This window comes from Paenibacillus sp. FSL F4-0097, assembly GCF_038593125.1.
Classification (GTDB): domain Bacteria; phylum Bacillota; class Bacilli; order Paenibacillales; family Paenibacillaceae; genus Paenibacillus_AQ; species Paenibacillus_AQ odorifer.
This window is the reverse complement of record NZ_CP151965.1, coordinates 473,421-486,885: the sequence shown is the minus strand read 5'-3', so window position 1 is coordinate 486,885 and position 13,465 is coordinate 473,421. Positions and strand designations below refer to the sequence as shown.

12 protein-coding genes are annotated in these 13,465 nt (G+C 45.6%); 5 read left to right on the top strand and 7 right to left on the bottom strand.

The window, feature by feature from the left end; all coding sequences use genetic code 11:
* Positions 1 to 5: 5 nt before the first annotated feature.
* Entirely contained in the window at positions 6 to 419 is a 414-nt protein-coding gene (locus MHH86_RS02170) for a GNAT family N-acetyltransferase (RefSeq protein ID WP_081383325.1), read from the bottom strand.
* A 179-nt stretch (positions 420 to 598) separates the two neighbouring features.
* Here MHH86_RS02170 and MHH86_RS02165 point away from each other — a divergent pair, with 179 nt between their 5' ends.
* A complete protein-coding gene (locus MHH86_RS02165; protein WP_036682636.1) occupies positions 599 to 907 on the top strand; it encodes a hypothetical protein in 309 nt (102 codons plus the stop codon).
* Positions 908 to 1,470: 563 nt separating this feature from the next.
* On the opposite strand, the gene MHH86_RS02160 is transcribed toward MHH86_RS02165, so the two are convergent.
* The 4 genes from MHH86_RS02160 to MHH86_RS02145 form a co-directional block, all read right to left on the bottom strand.
* Positions 1,471 to 1,695, bottom strand: coding sequence for a YezD family protein (locus MHH86_RS02160; RefSeq protein ID WP_036682638.1), 225 nt, complete (start codon positions 1,693 to 1,695; stop codon positions 1,471 to 1,473).
* A gap of 117 nt (positions 1,696 to 1,812) precedes the next feature.
* Entirely contained in the window at positions 1,813 to 2,676 is an 864-nt protein-coding gene (gene cysW, locus MHH86_RS02155; RefSeq protein WP_036682641.1) for a sulfate ABC transporter permease subunit CysW, read from the bottom strand.
* A gap of 126 nt (positions 2,677 to 2,802) precedes the next feature.
* On the bottom strand, positions 2,803 to 3,651 hold the full coding sequence (gene cysT, locus MHH86_RS02150; RefSeq protein ID WP_342479619.1) for a sulfate ABC transporter permease subunit CysT: 849 nt from the start codon (positions 3,649 to 3,651) through the stop codon (positions 2,803 to 2,805).
* Positions 3,652 to 3,744: 93 nt separating this feature from the next.
* On the bottom strand, positions 3,745 to 4,872 hold the full coding sequence (locus MHH86_RS02145) for a sulfate ABC transporter substrate-binding protein (protein ID WP_076179472.1): 1,128 nt from the start codon (positions 4,870 to 4,872) through the stop codon (positions 3,745 to 3,747).
* 387 nt (positions 4,873 to 5,259) lie between these two features.
* Between MHH86_RS02145 and MHH86_RS02140 the strand changes: the two genes are divergently transcribed.
* Positions 5,260 to 7,527, top strand: coding sequence for an alpha/beta hydrolase (locus MHH86_RS02140; protein WP_342479618.1), 2,268 nt, complete (start codon positions 5,260 to 5,262; stop codon positions 7,525 to 7,527).
* Positions 7,528 to 7,656: 129 nt separating this feature from the next.
* Here MHH86_RS02140 and MHH86_RS02135 read toward each other — a convergent pair whose 3' ends face one another.
* Positions 7,657 to 8,706 (bottom strand): lactonase family protein, encoded by a 1,050-nt coding sequence (locus tag MHH86_RS02135; RefSeq protein ID WP_038568464.1) that lies wholly within the window; start codon positions 8,704 to 8,706, stop codon positions 7,657 to 7,659.
* A gap of 249 nt (positions 8,707 to 8,955) precedes the next feature.
* Here MHH86_RS02135 and MHH86_RS02130 point away from each other — a divergent pair, with 249 nt between their 5' ends.
* The 3 genes from MHH86_RS02130 to MHH86_RS02120 all read left to right on the top strand — a co-directional run bounded on the left by MHH86_RS02130 (position 8,956) and on the right by MHH86_RS02120 (position 11,289).
* Positions 8,956 to 9,216, top strand: coding sequence for a GlsB/YeaQ/YmgE family stress response membrane protein (locus MHH86_RS02130; protein ID WP_036682650.1), 261 nt, complete (start codon positions 8,956 to 8,958; stop codon positions 9,214 to 9,216).
* Positions 9,217 to 9,423: 207 nt separating this feature from the next.
* The gene (locus MHH86_RS02125) at positions 9,424 to 9,924 is read left to right on the top strand and encodes a cytochrome c biogenesis protein CcdC (protein ID WP_036682651.1); all 501 of its coding nucleotides are present in this window, start codon (positions 9,424 to 9,426) and stop codon (positions 9,922 to 9,924) included.
* Between the two features lie 402 nt (positions 9,925 to 10,326).
* Positions 10,327 to 11,289 carry an L-lactate dehydrogenase gene (locus MHH86_RS02120; protein WP_036682652.1) on the top strand — a complete coding sequence of 321 codons (963 nt, stop codon included), beginning with the start codon at positions 10,327 to 10,329 and terminating at the stop codon, positions 11,287 to 11,289.
* Between the two features lie 109 nt (positions 11,290 to 11,398).
* Here the strand turns inward: MHH86_RS02120 and MHH86_RS02115 are convergent, their stop codons facing one another.
* Positions 11,399 to 13,441, bottom strand: coding sequence for a methyl-accepting chemotaxis protein (locus MHH86_RS02115; RefSeq protein WP_235219477.1), 2,043 nt, complete (start codon positions 13,439 to 13,441; stop codon positions 11,399 to 11,401).
* Between the last annotated feature and the right edge of the window lie 24 nt (positions 13,442 to 13,465).

Sequence of the window (13,465 nt, the reverse complement as noted above, 5' to 3'; positions counted from 1 at the left end):
TTAGCTTAGCGACGCAAAAACATTCCCTGAGAACGTGGCATAACCGATTCAAATCCGTATTGTGCATAGAGCTTCGAGGCTTCTCCATCTGCAATCAGACTTACATAAGCCTTGTCAGGTACAGTATTAAGGAACTCCCTGATTTCCCGCATGATCAGCTTTCCCAAACCTCGTCCTTGATGTGAAGGCTTGACCGCGATATCCGTGACCTGAAAAAAGCATCCCCCATCGCCAATCACCCGTCCCATCCCGATTAAGTTATTCTCCTCATACAAAGTTACCGCAAAAATAGAACGAGGCAAACCGATCGCTGCACCTTCCACACTCATTTCACTCAGCCCAGCTTCTTTTCTCAGCGCCAAATACTGTTCCACTGAAGGCTGTTCATGGCGTATATCAAGCTTACTTGTTGTTTCCATCCGCACTCCTCCGTTCAGCATTGCTGTTCCCACTATATACGACTGCATGGTTCACAGGCAAGGCTCACTGCTAGGGATGTTTTTGAAACTGAGGGATAAGCATTATATTCTTGAATTCCTTTACTGACTGTGTGGAATAGTATCTGTAACAATATTTTTAAAAGGGTGGGTGAAGCATTATGTCTCCTGTAGCCAAGCTGTTTAAATGGGGAACATGCCTTTATGAAGCTTTTCTGGCTCTGCCGTTGATTGGCGGACTCTTTATCATTGCTAATGGTTGGGTCCCTTTGGCCATTGCCTTTTTGCTTCATGCTGTAGCCGTTGTTGTGCTGCAAAGAGAACATAAACCATTCATGGGTAACGTTCTGGGCATTATCACCTCGATTTTAGCTTTTATTCCGATCGTTGGTTGGATTATGCATGCCATCACTGCGTTCATCCTGTTAATGGAGGGCGTATCCGCCTCACGCCAAGCCCCTCGTTATTAACAAACGTACCTGCAACATCAAAATATGTAACTGTCCCACGGGCCGAATCATTTGTAAAAGTCGTAAAAAGACAGATCATTCCCGGCGACCTATGGACCCAGATGACGTATTGCTGTGTTCTTACTGGTAAGCGGTCTGCTTCAACACTCATCATTCCCGGCGACCTACGGACCCGGATGACATATTACTGTGTTCTTACTCATGAGCGGTCTGCTTCAACACTCATCATTCCTTGCGACCTACGGACCCAGATGACGTTATTTGCGCCTTTTCAGCTTTTGGAGCGTGGTTTCGGACTCCAGGGACGTTATTGCTTAGAATCAGGTCCATATGTGGTGTTTTTTATGCCAATAACAGCTATGCGGTCCGTTAGCGTGGCAAATGTGGCATAATACTGCGTTTAGCGTCAACTGAGTCCGATGGGATGCGTCATACGTGCCAGAATATCCAAGCATACAAAGAAAAGGAGTTGCCCCAGCAGCCATTACGTGGCTTATGTGACAACTCCATAATCTTTTATCCAAAAAGATGAGATATATCTTTATGATTGCCCAGAGATTGAATCAACGTCCCGCGGATTGAGAATCGGCCCGCCGGCCGCCGTTTTCACCAATATAACGTCCATTTGCGTTGCCACTGCTATTCTCAAACCGTTTGCGTTCCGTACGCTCCATCTGAACAATCTGACCTTCATGCACCACAATATGCAATGAGCCAAATTCCATATCATCCAGAAGTCCTGCAATCCGCGTAAGCCATAAATCGTCCACTTTCAGCGGTTTAGCCATTCTCTAGCCTCCCTTTCTCACCAAAGGATTATATCCGCCTAAATTCCTTTTTTCCTCAATTCCGTTATTACCAATCAGTATACTATGAATTAACTTAGCATGGAACTAAAAGTCATGTCAATGGGCATTTTTTCGCGACAACCAGCTTTTAATAATCATCGTTACCAAAGCCAATAACAGGAGCAAAGAAGCTACTGCAAAAGATGCTGAAAATTGATATTCGTTATACAAAATCTCAACATGCAGCGGCAGCGTATTCGTCTCCCCACGTATGTGCCCGGACACCACAGAAACCGCACCAAACTCACCCATGGCCCGCGCATTACACAAAATAATGCCGTATAGTAATCCCCATTTAATATTAGGCAGTGTGACTCTGAAAAAGATTTGCCACCCATGTGCTCCGAGTGTAATTGCGGCTTCTTCCTCCTGTGTACCCTGATCCTCCATCAGCGGGATTAACTCACGCGCTACAAAAGGAAACGTCACAAACAACGTGGCTAGCACGATACCCGGAAGCGCAAATACAATCTTGATATCATGTGCGCTTAGCCAAGGACCAAACCATCCGTTAGCACCGAAGACGAGCACAAAGATTAGACCGCCGATGACAGGCGAAACTGCAAAAGGGAGATCAATCAAGGTAATTAGAAACCCTTTGCCGCGGAAACGAAACTTGGTTACAGCCCACGCCGCTGTTACACCAAAAAAGGTATTCAGAGGCACCGTTACCGCTGCAACAAGCAGCGTCAATCGCAGCGCTGAGCGGGCATCCGGATCAGTCAGGGCAGCTATATATACATCCCAGCCCTTCTTCAGCGCCTCGGTTAACACAACAACTAATGGCAGAGCAATCAGCCAAAAAAGGACTAGCCCAGCCGCTCCGATCAACACCCATTTTACAATTGGGGTTTCTGTTGTCGCGGACGAGGACGCATTCTTTTGTAGCCGGGGGGTGTAGAGGGGGACGGTACCGGCCAAAATTATTCCTCCTTTAAGGGTTTTACGAAGACAAGATACTTCGAGTATGCAGTATCGACAACAGATACGAATTGTCTCCGAGTAAGTTTGAACATGATCGGATGTCAGCTGTCACAGAGATTACCCTCAACGAGAAGTCTTACGAACCCAGCGCTGAAGTGTGTTAATAACAAGCAGCATAAAGAAGGAAATGAAGAGCAATAGCAGGGCTACGGCGGTAGCTCCGGCATAATCATATTGCTCCAGTTTAGACATGATAAGCAGCGGAGCAATCTCCGTCCTCATCGGCATGTTACCGGAGATGAATACGACGGAGCCGAATTCACCGATGCCCCGGGCAAAAGCTAGAGCAAAACCTGTTAGCAGTGGCGGGAACAGCTCAGGCAGTACTACTGAGCGAAAGGTTCTCCAGCGGCCTGCGCCAAGGGTTGCCGAAGCTTCCTCCATATCTCTGTCCAAATCCTCCAGCACCGGCTGCACCGTCCGGACAACGAACGGTATGCCGATGAACATCAAAGCCAAGGTAATCCCGAGCGGAGTGAATGCCACCTTTAATCCCAGCGGCTCAAGCCAAGACCCAATCCAGCCATTGCCTGCATAGAGCGCCGTCAAAGAGACACCGGCTACAGCTGTCGGCAAGGCAAACGGGAGATCGATCAGCGCATCAAATATTCTTTTGCCCGGAAATTCATAACGTACCAGTACCCACGCCAGCAAAAGTCCTAGAATTGCATCTACAAAAGCGGCCGCAGCAGCTGTCGACAGGCTCACACGATACGAGGCTAATACCCGCGGGTCCGTAGCTACATCCCAGAATTTCGCCCAGCTCAGACCTGTAGAATTGAACAGCAGCGCCGAAAGTGGCAGTAGAACCACTAGACTCAGGTATAGTACACTGTAGCCCATCGTCAGCCCGAAGCCGGGCAGTATTTTGCGCCGTGTTGCTGCTGGTGTAGCCGTAGTGGTGACATTCATCCCCTATTCATCCTTTCTCGCCTTCGGCCTTTTAGCCGATCAGCCCCTACCGGGACAAATCTCAATGATTACATCCTGCGTTTCATTCATCTGTTATTTGGCACCTGGCACATAAATCTTGTCAAAGATCCCGCCATCATTAAAATGCTTCTCTTGCGTTTCTTTCCAGGTTCCGAATTTGTCAGCCAATGTGAACAGCTTGATTTCCGGGAACTTATCTTTGTATTCTTCTTTCACGCTATCTAATGTAGGACGGTAGTAGTTTTCAGCCGCGATTTTTTGTCCCTCTTCACTATAGAGGTACTTCAAGTACGCCTCGGATACCTCACGCGTGTCTCTTTTATCCACAACCTTATCTACTATAGCTACTGGCGGTTCAGCCAGAATGCTCTCCGAAGGATTCACGATATCAAATTTGTCCGGTCCCAGCTCTTCCACAGATAAATAGGCTTCATTCTCCCATGCGATCAGCACATCACCAATTCCACGCTCCACAAACGTTGTCGTAGATCCACGCGCGCCGGTATCCAGCACTGGCACATGCTTGAACAGTTCTTTTACAAATTCCTCAGCCTTAGCCTCATCGTTATTGTTCTGGTCAAGTGCGTAGCCCCAAGCTGCCAAGTAGTTCCAGCGTGCTCCACCTGATGTTTTCGGGTTTGGTGTAATAACCTCTACGCCCTCTTTGAGCAGATCTGGCCAATCCTTGATTCCTTTCGGATTCCCTTTGCGTACAAGGAACACGATAGTCGAGGTGTAAGGCGAGCTATTATGATCGAATTTACTTTGCCAGCCCTCATTGATCAGTCCCTTTTCCTGCAAGGCATCAATATCATAACCAAGTGCTAATGTCACAACATCCGCTTCCAGACCATCAAGCACAGCACGGCTTTGTTTCCCTGATCCACCGTGGGATTGTTTAATGGTGACCTTCTGTCCTGTTTCTTTCTCCCAATAGGCAGCAAAAGCTTTATTATAATTCTCGTACAATTCGCGAGTAGGGTCATATGAGACGTTCAGTAGTTCTACTGGATCTTTAGATGGAGTTTTTGTTGCTTCAGCCGCACTTGTGGCCTCCGCTGAATTGGTTGTTGCTGGTGCGTCTGTTGCCGGACTAGCACTATTGCCGTTATTGTTATTGCTGCCGCAAGCAGCAGTAAGCCCTGCCGTCAGCAACAAGCTAAACCCTACAAGAAGCCCTTTATTCATCTTTTTCTTCATCTCTTCCACTCCCCCATGTTTTTTCGTACCAGACAAACCCTTGGGTAACACAAAAAGAACGGAGGAAAGCCTACGTATGGCAGGTCAAACCGGTCCTAAGACCGTGTCTGCGAGCCTAATGCAGGCGTTCCTCCGTTCGTACGGTAAGAACTTTCTTCAATTATTCCTATCTACTTAGTTGGTTTATATGGATATAATACTGAAACCCTTTAACTGTGTCAAACCTTTTTTTCCAGCCTATGTCAAAGAAAACTCCCACACATCACACCGTACAAGCTATGGGGTCGGTTCCTGTAAGATCCACTTGTTATTGATGCTATAAAGTAATATTATTGCTACAGCTTATGGGTTAAGAGAAAATACCGCTTTATGTCAGGGGAGAGAGTCATGGGTATGGAGTTAGAGTACGTCCCTGCGCCGTTGAAACCACGGCTCCACAGACGTATGGCTCAAGAAATTGGACGAAGAATTAGGGGAACCTACCGTTACGATACAGCAGTTTGGAGAACAGCTATAGCCGGTCTTTGGATAGTATGCTTTTTAGCCTTTAGTACAGCCGTGTTAGGCATTCCTACTGGATTAGGTAAACCTACCGATATCGCTCTTGCTGCAGGTGCAGGCACTGTCCTGCTGGCGATTTCCGGCAATATCTTAGCTGTTCTGCTAGCGTTGACCGGACTGCGTATCCCAAGATTATTTGCAGGCTGTGTATTGAGTGATTTTGGAGCTATTCTACTAATCTTATATTACGCAGATTTTGAGATTGAAGCCGCGGTTGTCATCGCGGTCGTGCTTGCACTGCTAGGGGCATTAGGCGGACTAGCCATCGGCCTGCTCCGCAGCAAAAGAATAACACTAGGGCTTCTGCTAACAGTGGCGGTGACTTTTTCCCCACTTGCGCTGGCAAGCGGAGTACAAGAACTTCCTATTTCAGAGTCGGTCGATATCAACGATACGGAAGTCGTTCCACTGACAGCCTCCGATCCGGGAATACCAGGCAATCTAGCTTATCAGACCTTCACCTATGCCAGTGGTACCGATCTTCATCGTGCCGAATACGGCAAGGATACAAGCTTGATATCCTCTACGGCCGATGCTTCTGCTTATATTAAGGATTGGTCAAAGCTGCGCACTTTATTCTGGGGTTTCGATTATAAGGCACTTCCCCTGAATGGTCGCGTATGGATGCCAGAAGGTGAAGGTCCATATCCAGTAGTGCTGATGGTGCACGGCAATCATATGATGGAAGATTACTCTGATGACGGGTACGCTTATCTCGGCGAACTATTGGCAAGCCGGGGATTTATCGCGATCTCGCTCGATGAGAATTTCCTGAATTATTCTGCTTGGTCCGGCATTCCGGACAATGATTTTAAAGTACGTACTTGGATCCTACTGAAACATTTAGAGCAGCTAGCAGATTTTTCAGATGATCCGGGCAGTCCTTTTTATCAGAAAATAGATTTCACAAAAACCGCCCTGCTCGGCCATAGCCGCGGAGGACAAGCCGTAGCTATGGCCGCGGATGCCACTCGTTGGTTTAAGGATGATCCGGTGATGGCGGCAGTTAATCGCTTTAATATAACCTCTGTAATCGCGCTTGCACCGACGGACAAAACAATAGATGACCAGCAAGCCCGTCTCAAAGACATCAATTATTTGACCTTGCAGGGAGCCCGCGATGGAGATGTACATGATTTCTATGGTGATCGGCAGTATATACGCACTTCCTATTCCCAAGGATCATCTGCTTTCAAAAGCTCGCTGTATATTGCGGATGCCAATCACAGTCAATTCAACAGCGATTGGGGCGGGTATGATCAGACCTTGCCAGCTGGACTCTTTTTAAATCGGACACAAATCATGGATGCAGACAAACAACGGCAAATCGCCAAGGTCTATGTATCAGCTTTCTTAGAGACCACCTTGCATGAAAAAGAGGAATACCAAAGCTTGTTCCGGGATTATCGCAGCGGGCTGAAGTGGTTACCAGATACCGCCTACTACAATAGATTCCAAAGCGGGGGATATCGTCCTGTAGCCACATTTGACGATGACCGTAACAAAAACACTGTAGAACTGGGAACAGCAGCAGCATCGGGTATTTCTTGGTCAGAAGAGTTAGCTAAAGACCGGGAGTCGAAAAGCAAAGCCACCTATGGTGTTGTCCTTGAACGCACAGCCAGCAAAAACGAAGAAGCTTATTACAACATTAAGCTTAACGACAGTGTCCGTACTGAAACTGCTCTTTTAGGGGCAGATGGCCTTACGTTCTCCATGGCAAATCTGAATGACGACATGAATGAAGAAATGGATGTTCCACAACCTCCAAAGGTTGAGGTGGAGTTAACTGACCATAACGATACCTCAGCACGCTTGAAGCTGGATGAAGTAATGGACATACTGCCACTTCCACAAACTCAGTTCACGTTATTCCCATGGCTTGAAGAGCGGATAAACGATGGCAAATACGGCGACCTTTCCGAAGCTGTATTTCAAACCTACGAGATGCCGTTCGAACAATTTCAGGAGGAAGAACCAGAGCTGGATCCTGACAACCTGACGGAAATCACCTTCTATCTTGAAGAAGAAGGCGACCGGATCATGCTTGATGACATCGGTTTTTACGATTTAGGTATCAGAAATACATTTTAACAATCACTTGCTATTATCCTTAGGTCTTCATTTGCAAAATAGGGCTATTCCCAACCTCCACTCACGAAAAAATGAATGGATTACGGGAATAGCCCTTATTTTTACGACATACAATAACCTAGTCTCAGCCTACAACGCTTGCACACAAACAGGTGACTTCATTTCCAATTCATTTCCTGTAGGGATTAATCTGCCACTCTCACTATCGATGGAGAACGAGGTAATATTATCACTATTCTGATTAGCAGCAAGCAGCTTATCCCCAATAATTGCAAAGTTACGCGGAGTACGCCCGCCGGTAACCTGCCAATCCACCGCTTCAAGCAGACCCGTTAATTCATCGATATGGAACAGGGCGATACTGTCTTGTCCGCGATTGGAGACATACAGGAATCTGCCACAAGGGGAGACATGAATATCGGAAGCTGTATCGTCACTACCAGCAGTATAATTATCAGGAAGCGTGCTAAGATGCTGTAAAATATTTAGATTTGCATCCTGTTCATCATTAGCAAATGCCGTTACTGTACAATTCAGTTCATTCGCCAGGTAGATCCATTGTCCAGAGGGATGCACCGCCAGATGACGCGGACCTGAACCAGGTGGCAGATTAAGCTCACGATGTTTTACCAGTTTGCCCTCTTCAGGGCGATAGATCACAATTTGATCCAGTCCCAAATCGCACACCAGCACATGTCTACCACTTGCGTCCGGAATGACAGAGTGCGGATGCGGAGCCTCCTGACGGTCTTCACGAATGCCTGAACCCACATGTTTTACTTGGTCGGACATTTCTTGAAGCGAACCATCTTCATTTACAGGAAAAGCATTAACATTGCCTCCCGAGTAATTGGAGACGAATATGTAATCTTCCTTAGGACTAATGGAGACATAACAAGGAGCGCCGCCTTCCGTAGAACGACTTCCAAGTGATTGCAACGCTTTAGTTGCGGGATCAATTGCATATGCGTAAACCTCACCTTGATCCTTCTCACTAACTGCATACAACACGCTGCCTGCACTATTCACAGCTAAAAACGATGGGTTCTCAATTCCCTCGGTACCCTCAAGAATTCTCATTTCCCCCGATAAAAGACTAAGCGCACATAACTGAATCGCCTTCTCATTCTCAGAGTTATACGTTCCTACATAAAACAATGCCTCATTAGCCCGTTCCATAATAGTGGCTCCTTTATCTTTATGTATTGTATTACTTCTTACTTACCCTTTACTAATAGGGGTTTACTCATAATTTTATAATATTTTTTCACTATAGCATGTTTATAGTTGTAATACATTATCGAAACTGCATTTAGAGCCTACTCCCTAACTATTCCGGAAGAAGTAAGTTTTTCCATGTGGTTTAAAGATGGTCACAAAGGTTAATAGTAGACATCGCAAACAACAAAACGAAGGAGTTGAAGTAACATGAGTTTTCTATGGATGTTAATCGTTGGTGGGGTTATTGGTTGGTTGGCTGGTCTGATTATGGGCAGAGATATTCCTGGTGGTGTTATCGGTAATATCATCGCTGGTATTATCGGTTCATGGCTCGGTGGCGTGCTTCTGGGAAGCTGGGGACCTAAAGTAAGTGATTTCTACTTCTTCCCTTCTTTGATCGGTGCGGTTGTGCTGATCTTTATCGTGAGCCTTATTCTTCGCTCGACAAGTGGACGCAGCCGTTCGTAAGTCTGGGCTGAGATAATAATATTCACATCAATAAATCCTCGTCAGAGTATGCTCTGGCGGGGATTTTTGTATGTATCGCTCCTTTAAGAAATAATTCCTAAGCTGGAATTGTAGCGGGTATGGAGCCAATACACTTCAATGTTTTGCCATCGTTTTTCTGTTATAATGAAGATACAAGTGACTGAAATCATAGAGAGGTCGTGTATCATGGGTAACATAAACCCCTCGCTTCTACATATTGGCTCTACATTAGGGGCTTTGTTCATGGCGCTGATGGTTATTTTCATTCGTCTAAAAGCAAGCGCACGTCCGGTTACCATTCGAAAAATATGGATTCCACCTCTCGGTATGTCGACGGGTTTTGCCATGTTTGTGGCACCTGCGGTCAGGTTCCCATTATGGTGGGCGGCAGTCGCCTTTCTGATTGGCTGGTTCATCTTCGCGTATCCTCTTATACGCAGCACCCATTTTGAACAACGTGATGGACAAATTTATGCTCAACGCTCCAAGAGCTTTGCGTTTATCCTGCTCGGACTTCTTCTAGTCCGCACTTTACTCCATGAATTTATTAACCGTTATGTGTCTATCCCACAGTCCGGTGGTTTGTTCTTTATTTTAGCCTTCGGCATGATTGTTCATTGGAGATTTTTTATGTTCAAGCGTTATAAGGCTATGACTTCCTCGGGGAGTCTGCTGCCCCAGCCATGATTGTCAACAATGATCCTAAGAAGCCATCTCAGGGTGCTTACCCGATATCCTTGAGATGACTTCTTACCTCTTGTAACTCAAGCTTATGTTATATCCTCTGCTTTTTTCTACTTTTCACCCTTTTCTGACATCAATTAGCCATCCTCTTATTACATCCTCTTTTAGTACTTTACATACACTATAGGAATAGATCACTTAAAATATCCAACTCGTTATGTCACCTATTCAGCATTAAAAAGAAAAAATATAATCTTTGTAAGTCCGATGTCAGGTAACCTGCGAAGGGATACGTTAAACTATAAGCATACCTAACGATAAGCTTCCAAAAGACCTTAATGTTGAAATAAATATCATTTGGAAACCTATACTGCGTATAACTTTTAGAGAGTGAGGACAAGGCAATTGAAAAGTAAATCGAGAAAAGTAGCCATCGTCGGGGCCGGAATGGTGGGTTCAAGCTGTGCTTACTCCATGGTTAATCAGGCTATTTGTGACGAGATAATGATGATCGACCGCACCTATGATCGGGCTATGGCACAAGCACTTGATCTCTCGCACTGTATGGATTTCACAAGCACACGCACAAAGGTATATGCCGGAACCTATAGCGATTGTGCAAAGATGGATGTAGTTATCTTAACCGCTGGTGCTAATCCAACAGCCGGGCAGACCCGACTTGACGTATTGGAAGCCTCTGCTGTTATTACTAGAGAAATCATTACCAACATCATGGCTGGGGGATTTGATGGAATATTCGTAGTCGCCGCTAATCCGGTCGATATTGTCACTTATATGGTCTGGAAAATATCGGGTCTGCCTCGCCACAGAATTATCGGTACCGGAACCTCCATTGACTCGTCGCGCCTAAAAACACTGCTCTCCGATGTGTTCTCCATTGACCCGCGTAGTGTTAATGGCTACGCGTTAGGTGAACATGGCGAATCTCAATTTGTAGCTTGGTCCCATGTGACAATTGGCGGCAAGCCTATTCTACAAATTTTGGATCAGCATCGCGAGCGGTTCCCGCATCTGGATCTGGAGGATATCTCCCGCAAGACAAAAGATGCCGGCTGGGAAATTTTCACCCGTAAAGGCTCCACACATTTCGGGATTGGCAGCGCACTTGCCTACATTACCCGTTCGATCCTGAATGATGAGCACAAAATTATCGCCGTATCCGCCATTCTGGATGGAGAATACGGACATAGTGGTGTATGCACGGGTGTGCCCGCCATTATAGGCAACACTGGGATTCAAGAGCTGCTGGAGCTTAATTTAAATACAGAGGAAACCCAGAAATTGAACAACTCCTGCAATATTGTACGTGCAGGCATCGAGAGTCTACAGCTGGAAGAAAGCATTTAATCTCATAAAGAACAAAAAAAATCGCTACTTTGGGAATTGGTGAAATAAGCCCACCAGCTCCCAAAGAGCGATTTTTTGTATTATAAGGAGATGAATCTCAGTTTATCTCCTACTTTTTAAACTTCTCGATTTCTTCTTTCAGCACAGACATCACTTCATTAAGTGATTCCGCCGAGGACACGACATCCTTCATAATCTCCGTCTGCTCCGCTGAAGCTAATGAGACCGCCTGAGCATTCTCAGCAGATTCTTTAGCTATTCCGAGCATATCGGATATAGAAGCCGTTATTTCTTCTGTGCCAGCTGACATCTCTTCATTAATTGCTGACACATCCTGTATTTGCGACGATACTTCACGGATCGAAGAACGGATATGATCAAAGGAAACACCGACGTTTTGCATTTTTCCCATTCCATCGCCAATTTCCTCAATACTCTTCTTCATGGAATCCGCTGCACTTGTTGTCGAAGACTGAATGCCGCCGATCAGCTCCACTATACTAATGATGGAACTGTTCGTCCGCTCCGCTAACTTCTTCACCTCATTCGCAACTACACCGAAGCCACGGCCATGTTCCCCAGCTCTGGCAGCCTCAATAGAAGCATTTAAAGATAATAAGCTTGTCTGATTGGATATCTCAGAAATTACATCCACAATTTGTCCGATCTGTTCCGATTGCTCACTTAATTTACCAATCATCTCGGCTGTCTGATTAGCTGTGGAACTGATAACAGCCATCTGTTGCAGTGTAGATTGGATTTCCAAATAGCCACTCTCTACTTCTGAGTTGACCGTCTCAGCCTGATCTGATACCGCTGCAGAGGACTCAGCAATACGTTGCAAACCTACGGCCATCTCTTCCGTTGCTCTTGCCGATTGCTCCGAGCCTCTGAATTGCTCTTCCATTCCTTGAGCCACTTCTTGGATAACTGTTGCTACCTCTGCTGAAGTATAAGACGACCGTTGAGCCGATTTCAGCATTCCTTCTGAGGAATAAGAAACCTCCACTACCGTTGTATCAATTTTGTTGACAATACCGGAGAGTGTCTCAATCATATCATTGATATTTTGACTCATCTCGCCGATTTCATCTCCGGATTGCACTTTAACCCTCTCATTCAGATGACCCTCTGCCACCTTTTTCATAGTGGAGGAAATAGCTTTAATGGGTCTAACGATAAGGCGAGTAAGGTAGAGAGAAACAAAAATTATGACGAGTATAACTGCCAATAAGATGAACATTGCTGTTCTTTGTGCAGAGGTCACTTTGGCAAAAACCTCTTTCTCCGGTACTGTTACAAGAAGCTTCAGGTCAGTATCTGGAATGGTCTTAAAGTATGTAATGACTTTCTTACCATCTTCGCCCTTATAAGTTTCGGACCCCTCTTTGTTGCTCAAAATCTTGTCAACGACCTTCTGAAGAGCCGGCTCTTTAGCGTAATCGGTAATTTTTTTGCCCATACGACTGACGTCTGGATAAGTATAATACATGCCATCATTTGAGATTACGTATCCAAATCCGGTATCCGCCATAGTAATTTCATTACTCATTTGGGCAAGAACTTCAGGAGTAATCGAGAAGACAATACCTCCCATAAATTGCTTATCCTTATCCATGACAGGAACTACGATCGGAATGATATATTTATCAAGCTGCTCCAGATAGGACATTTCCCCCAACACAGGCGCATGTGTTTCTTTCGCTTTCAAGAAATAGCTCGCATCTGCTACACTTGCGGTCATGTTCATCATATTAGTTAACTGGCCGTCTTTACTGATGACACTGTAACCTTCTGTCTCACTGTCACTTTCCTCCAGCACTTCTATCACAGGGAAGATACTCGCTGGATTCGTAAAATCGAACTCAGGATGCTGGGACACCAGATCCTTTACGGACGAGGTTTTGTTGGATAGCCACTCATCCATCCGGAATGTGTTCGTATTAATGGTGTCCTGCGCCATTTGCTCACTGTCTGTGCGTGTGACATTGCCGAAATAATCAAGTAAAAATATGGTCGCTACCATGAGCGGCACGATTGCAATAGCTAATATAACAGATGACCACTTAAGTTGAATTGACGTCGCTTTTCTCTTCGTTACATTTTTTCTCATTTTTTTCATCTTGTTTCCTTTCATTTCATTTTCATTCACGATGAAATAGCCTCCTCACTCCAT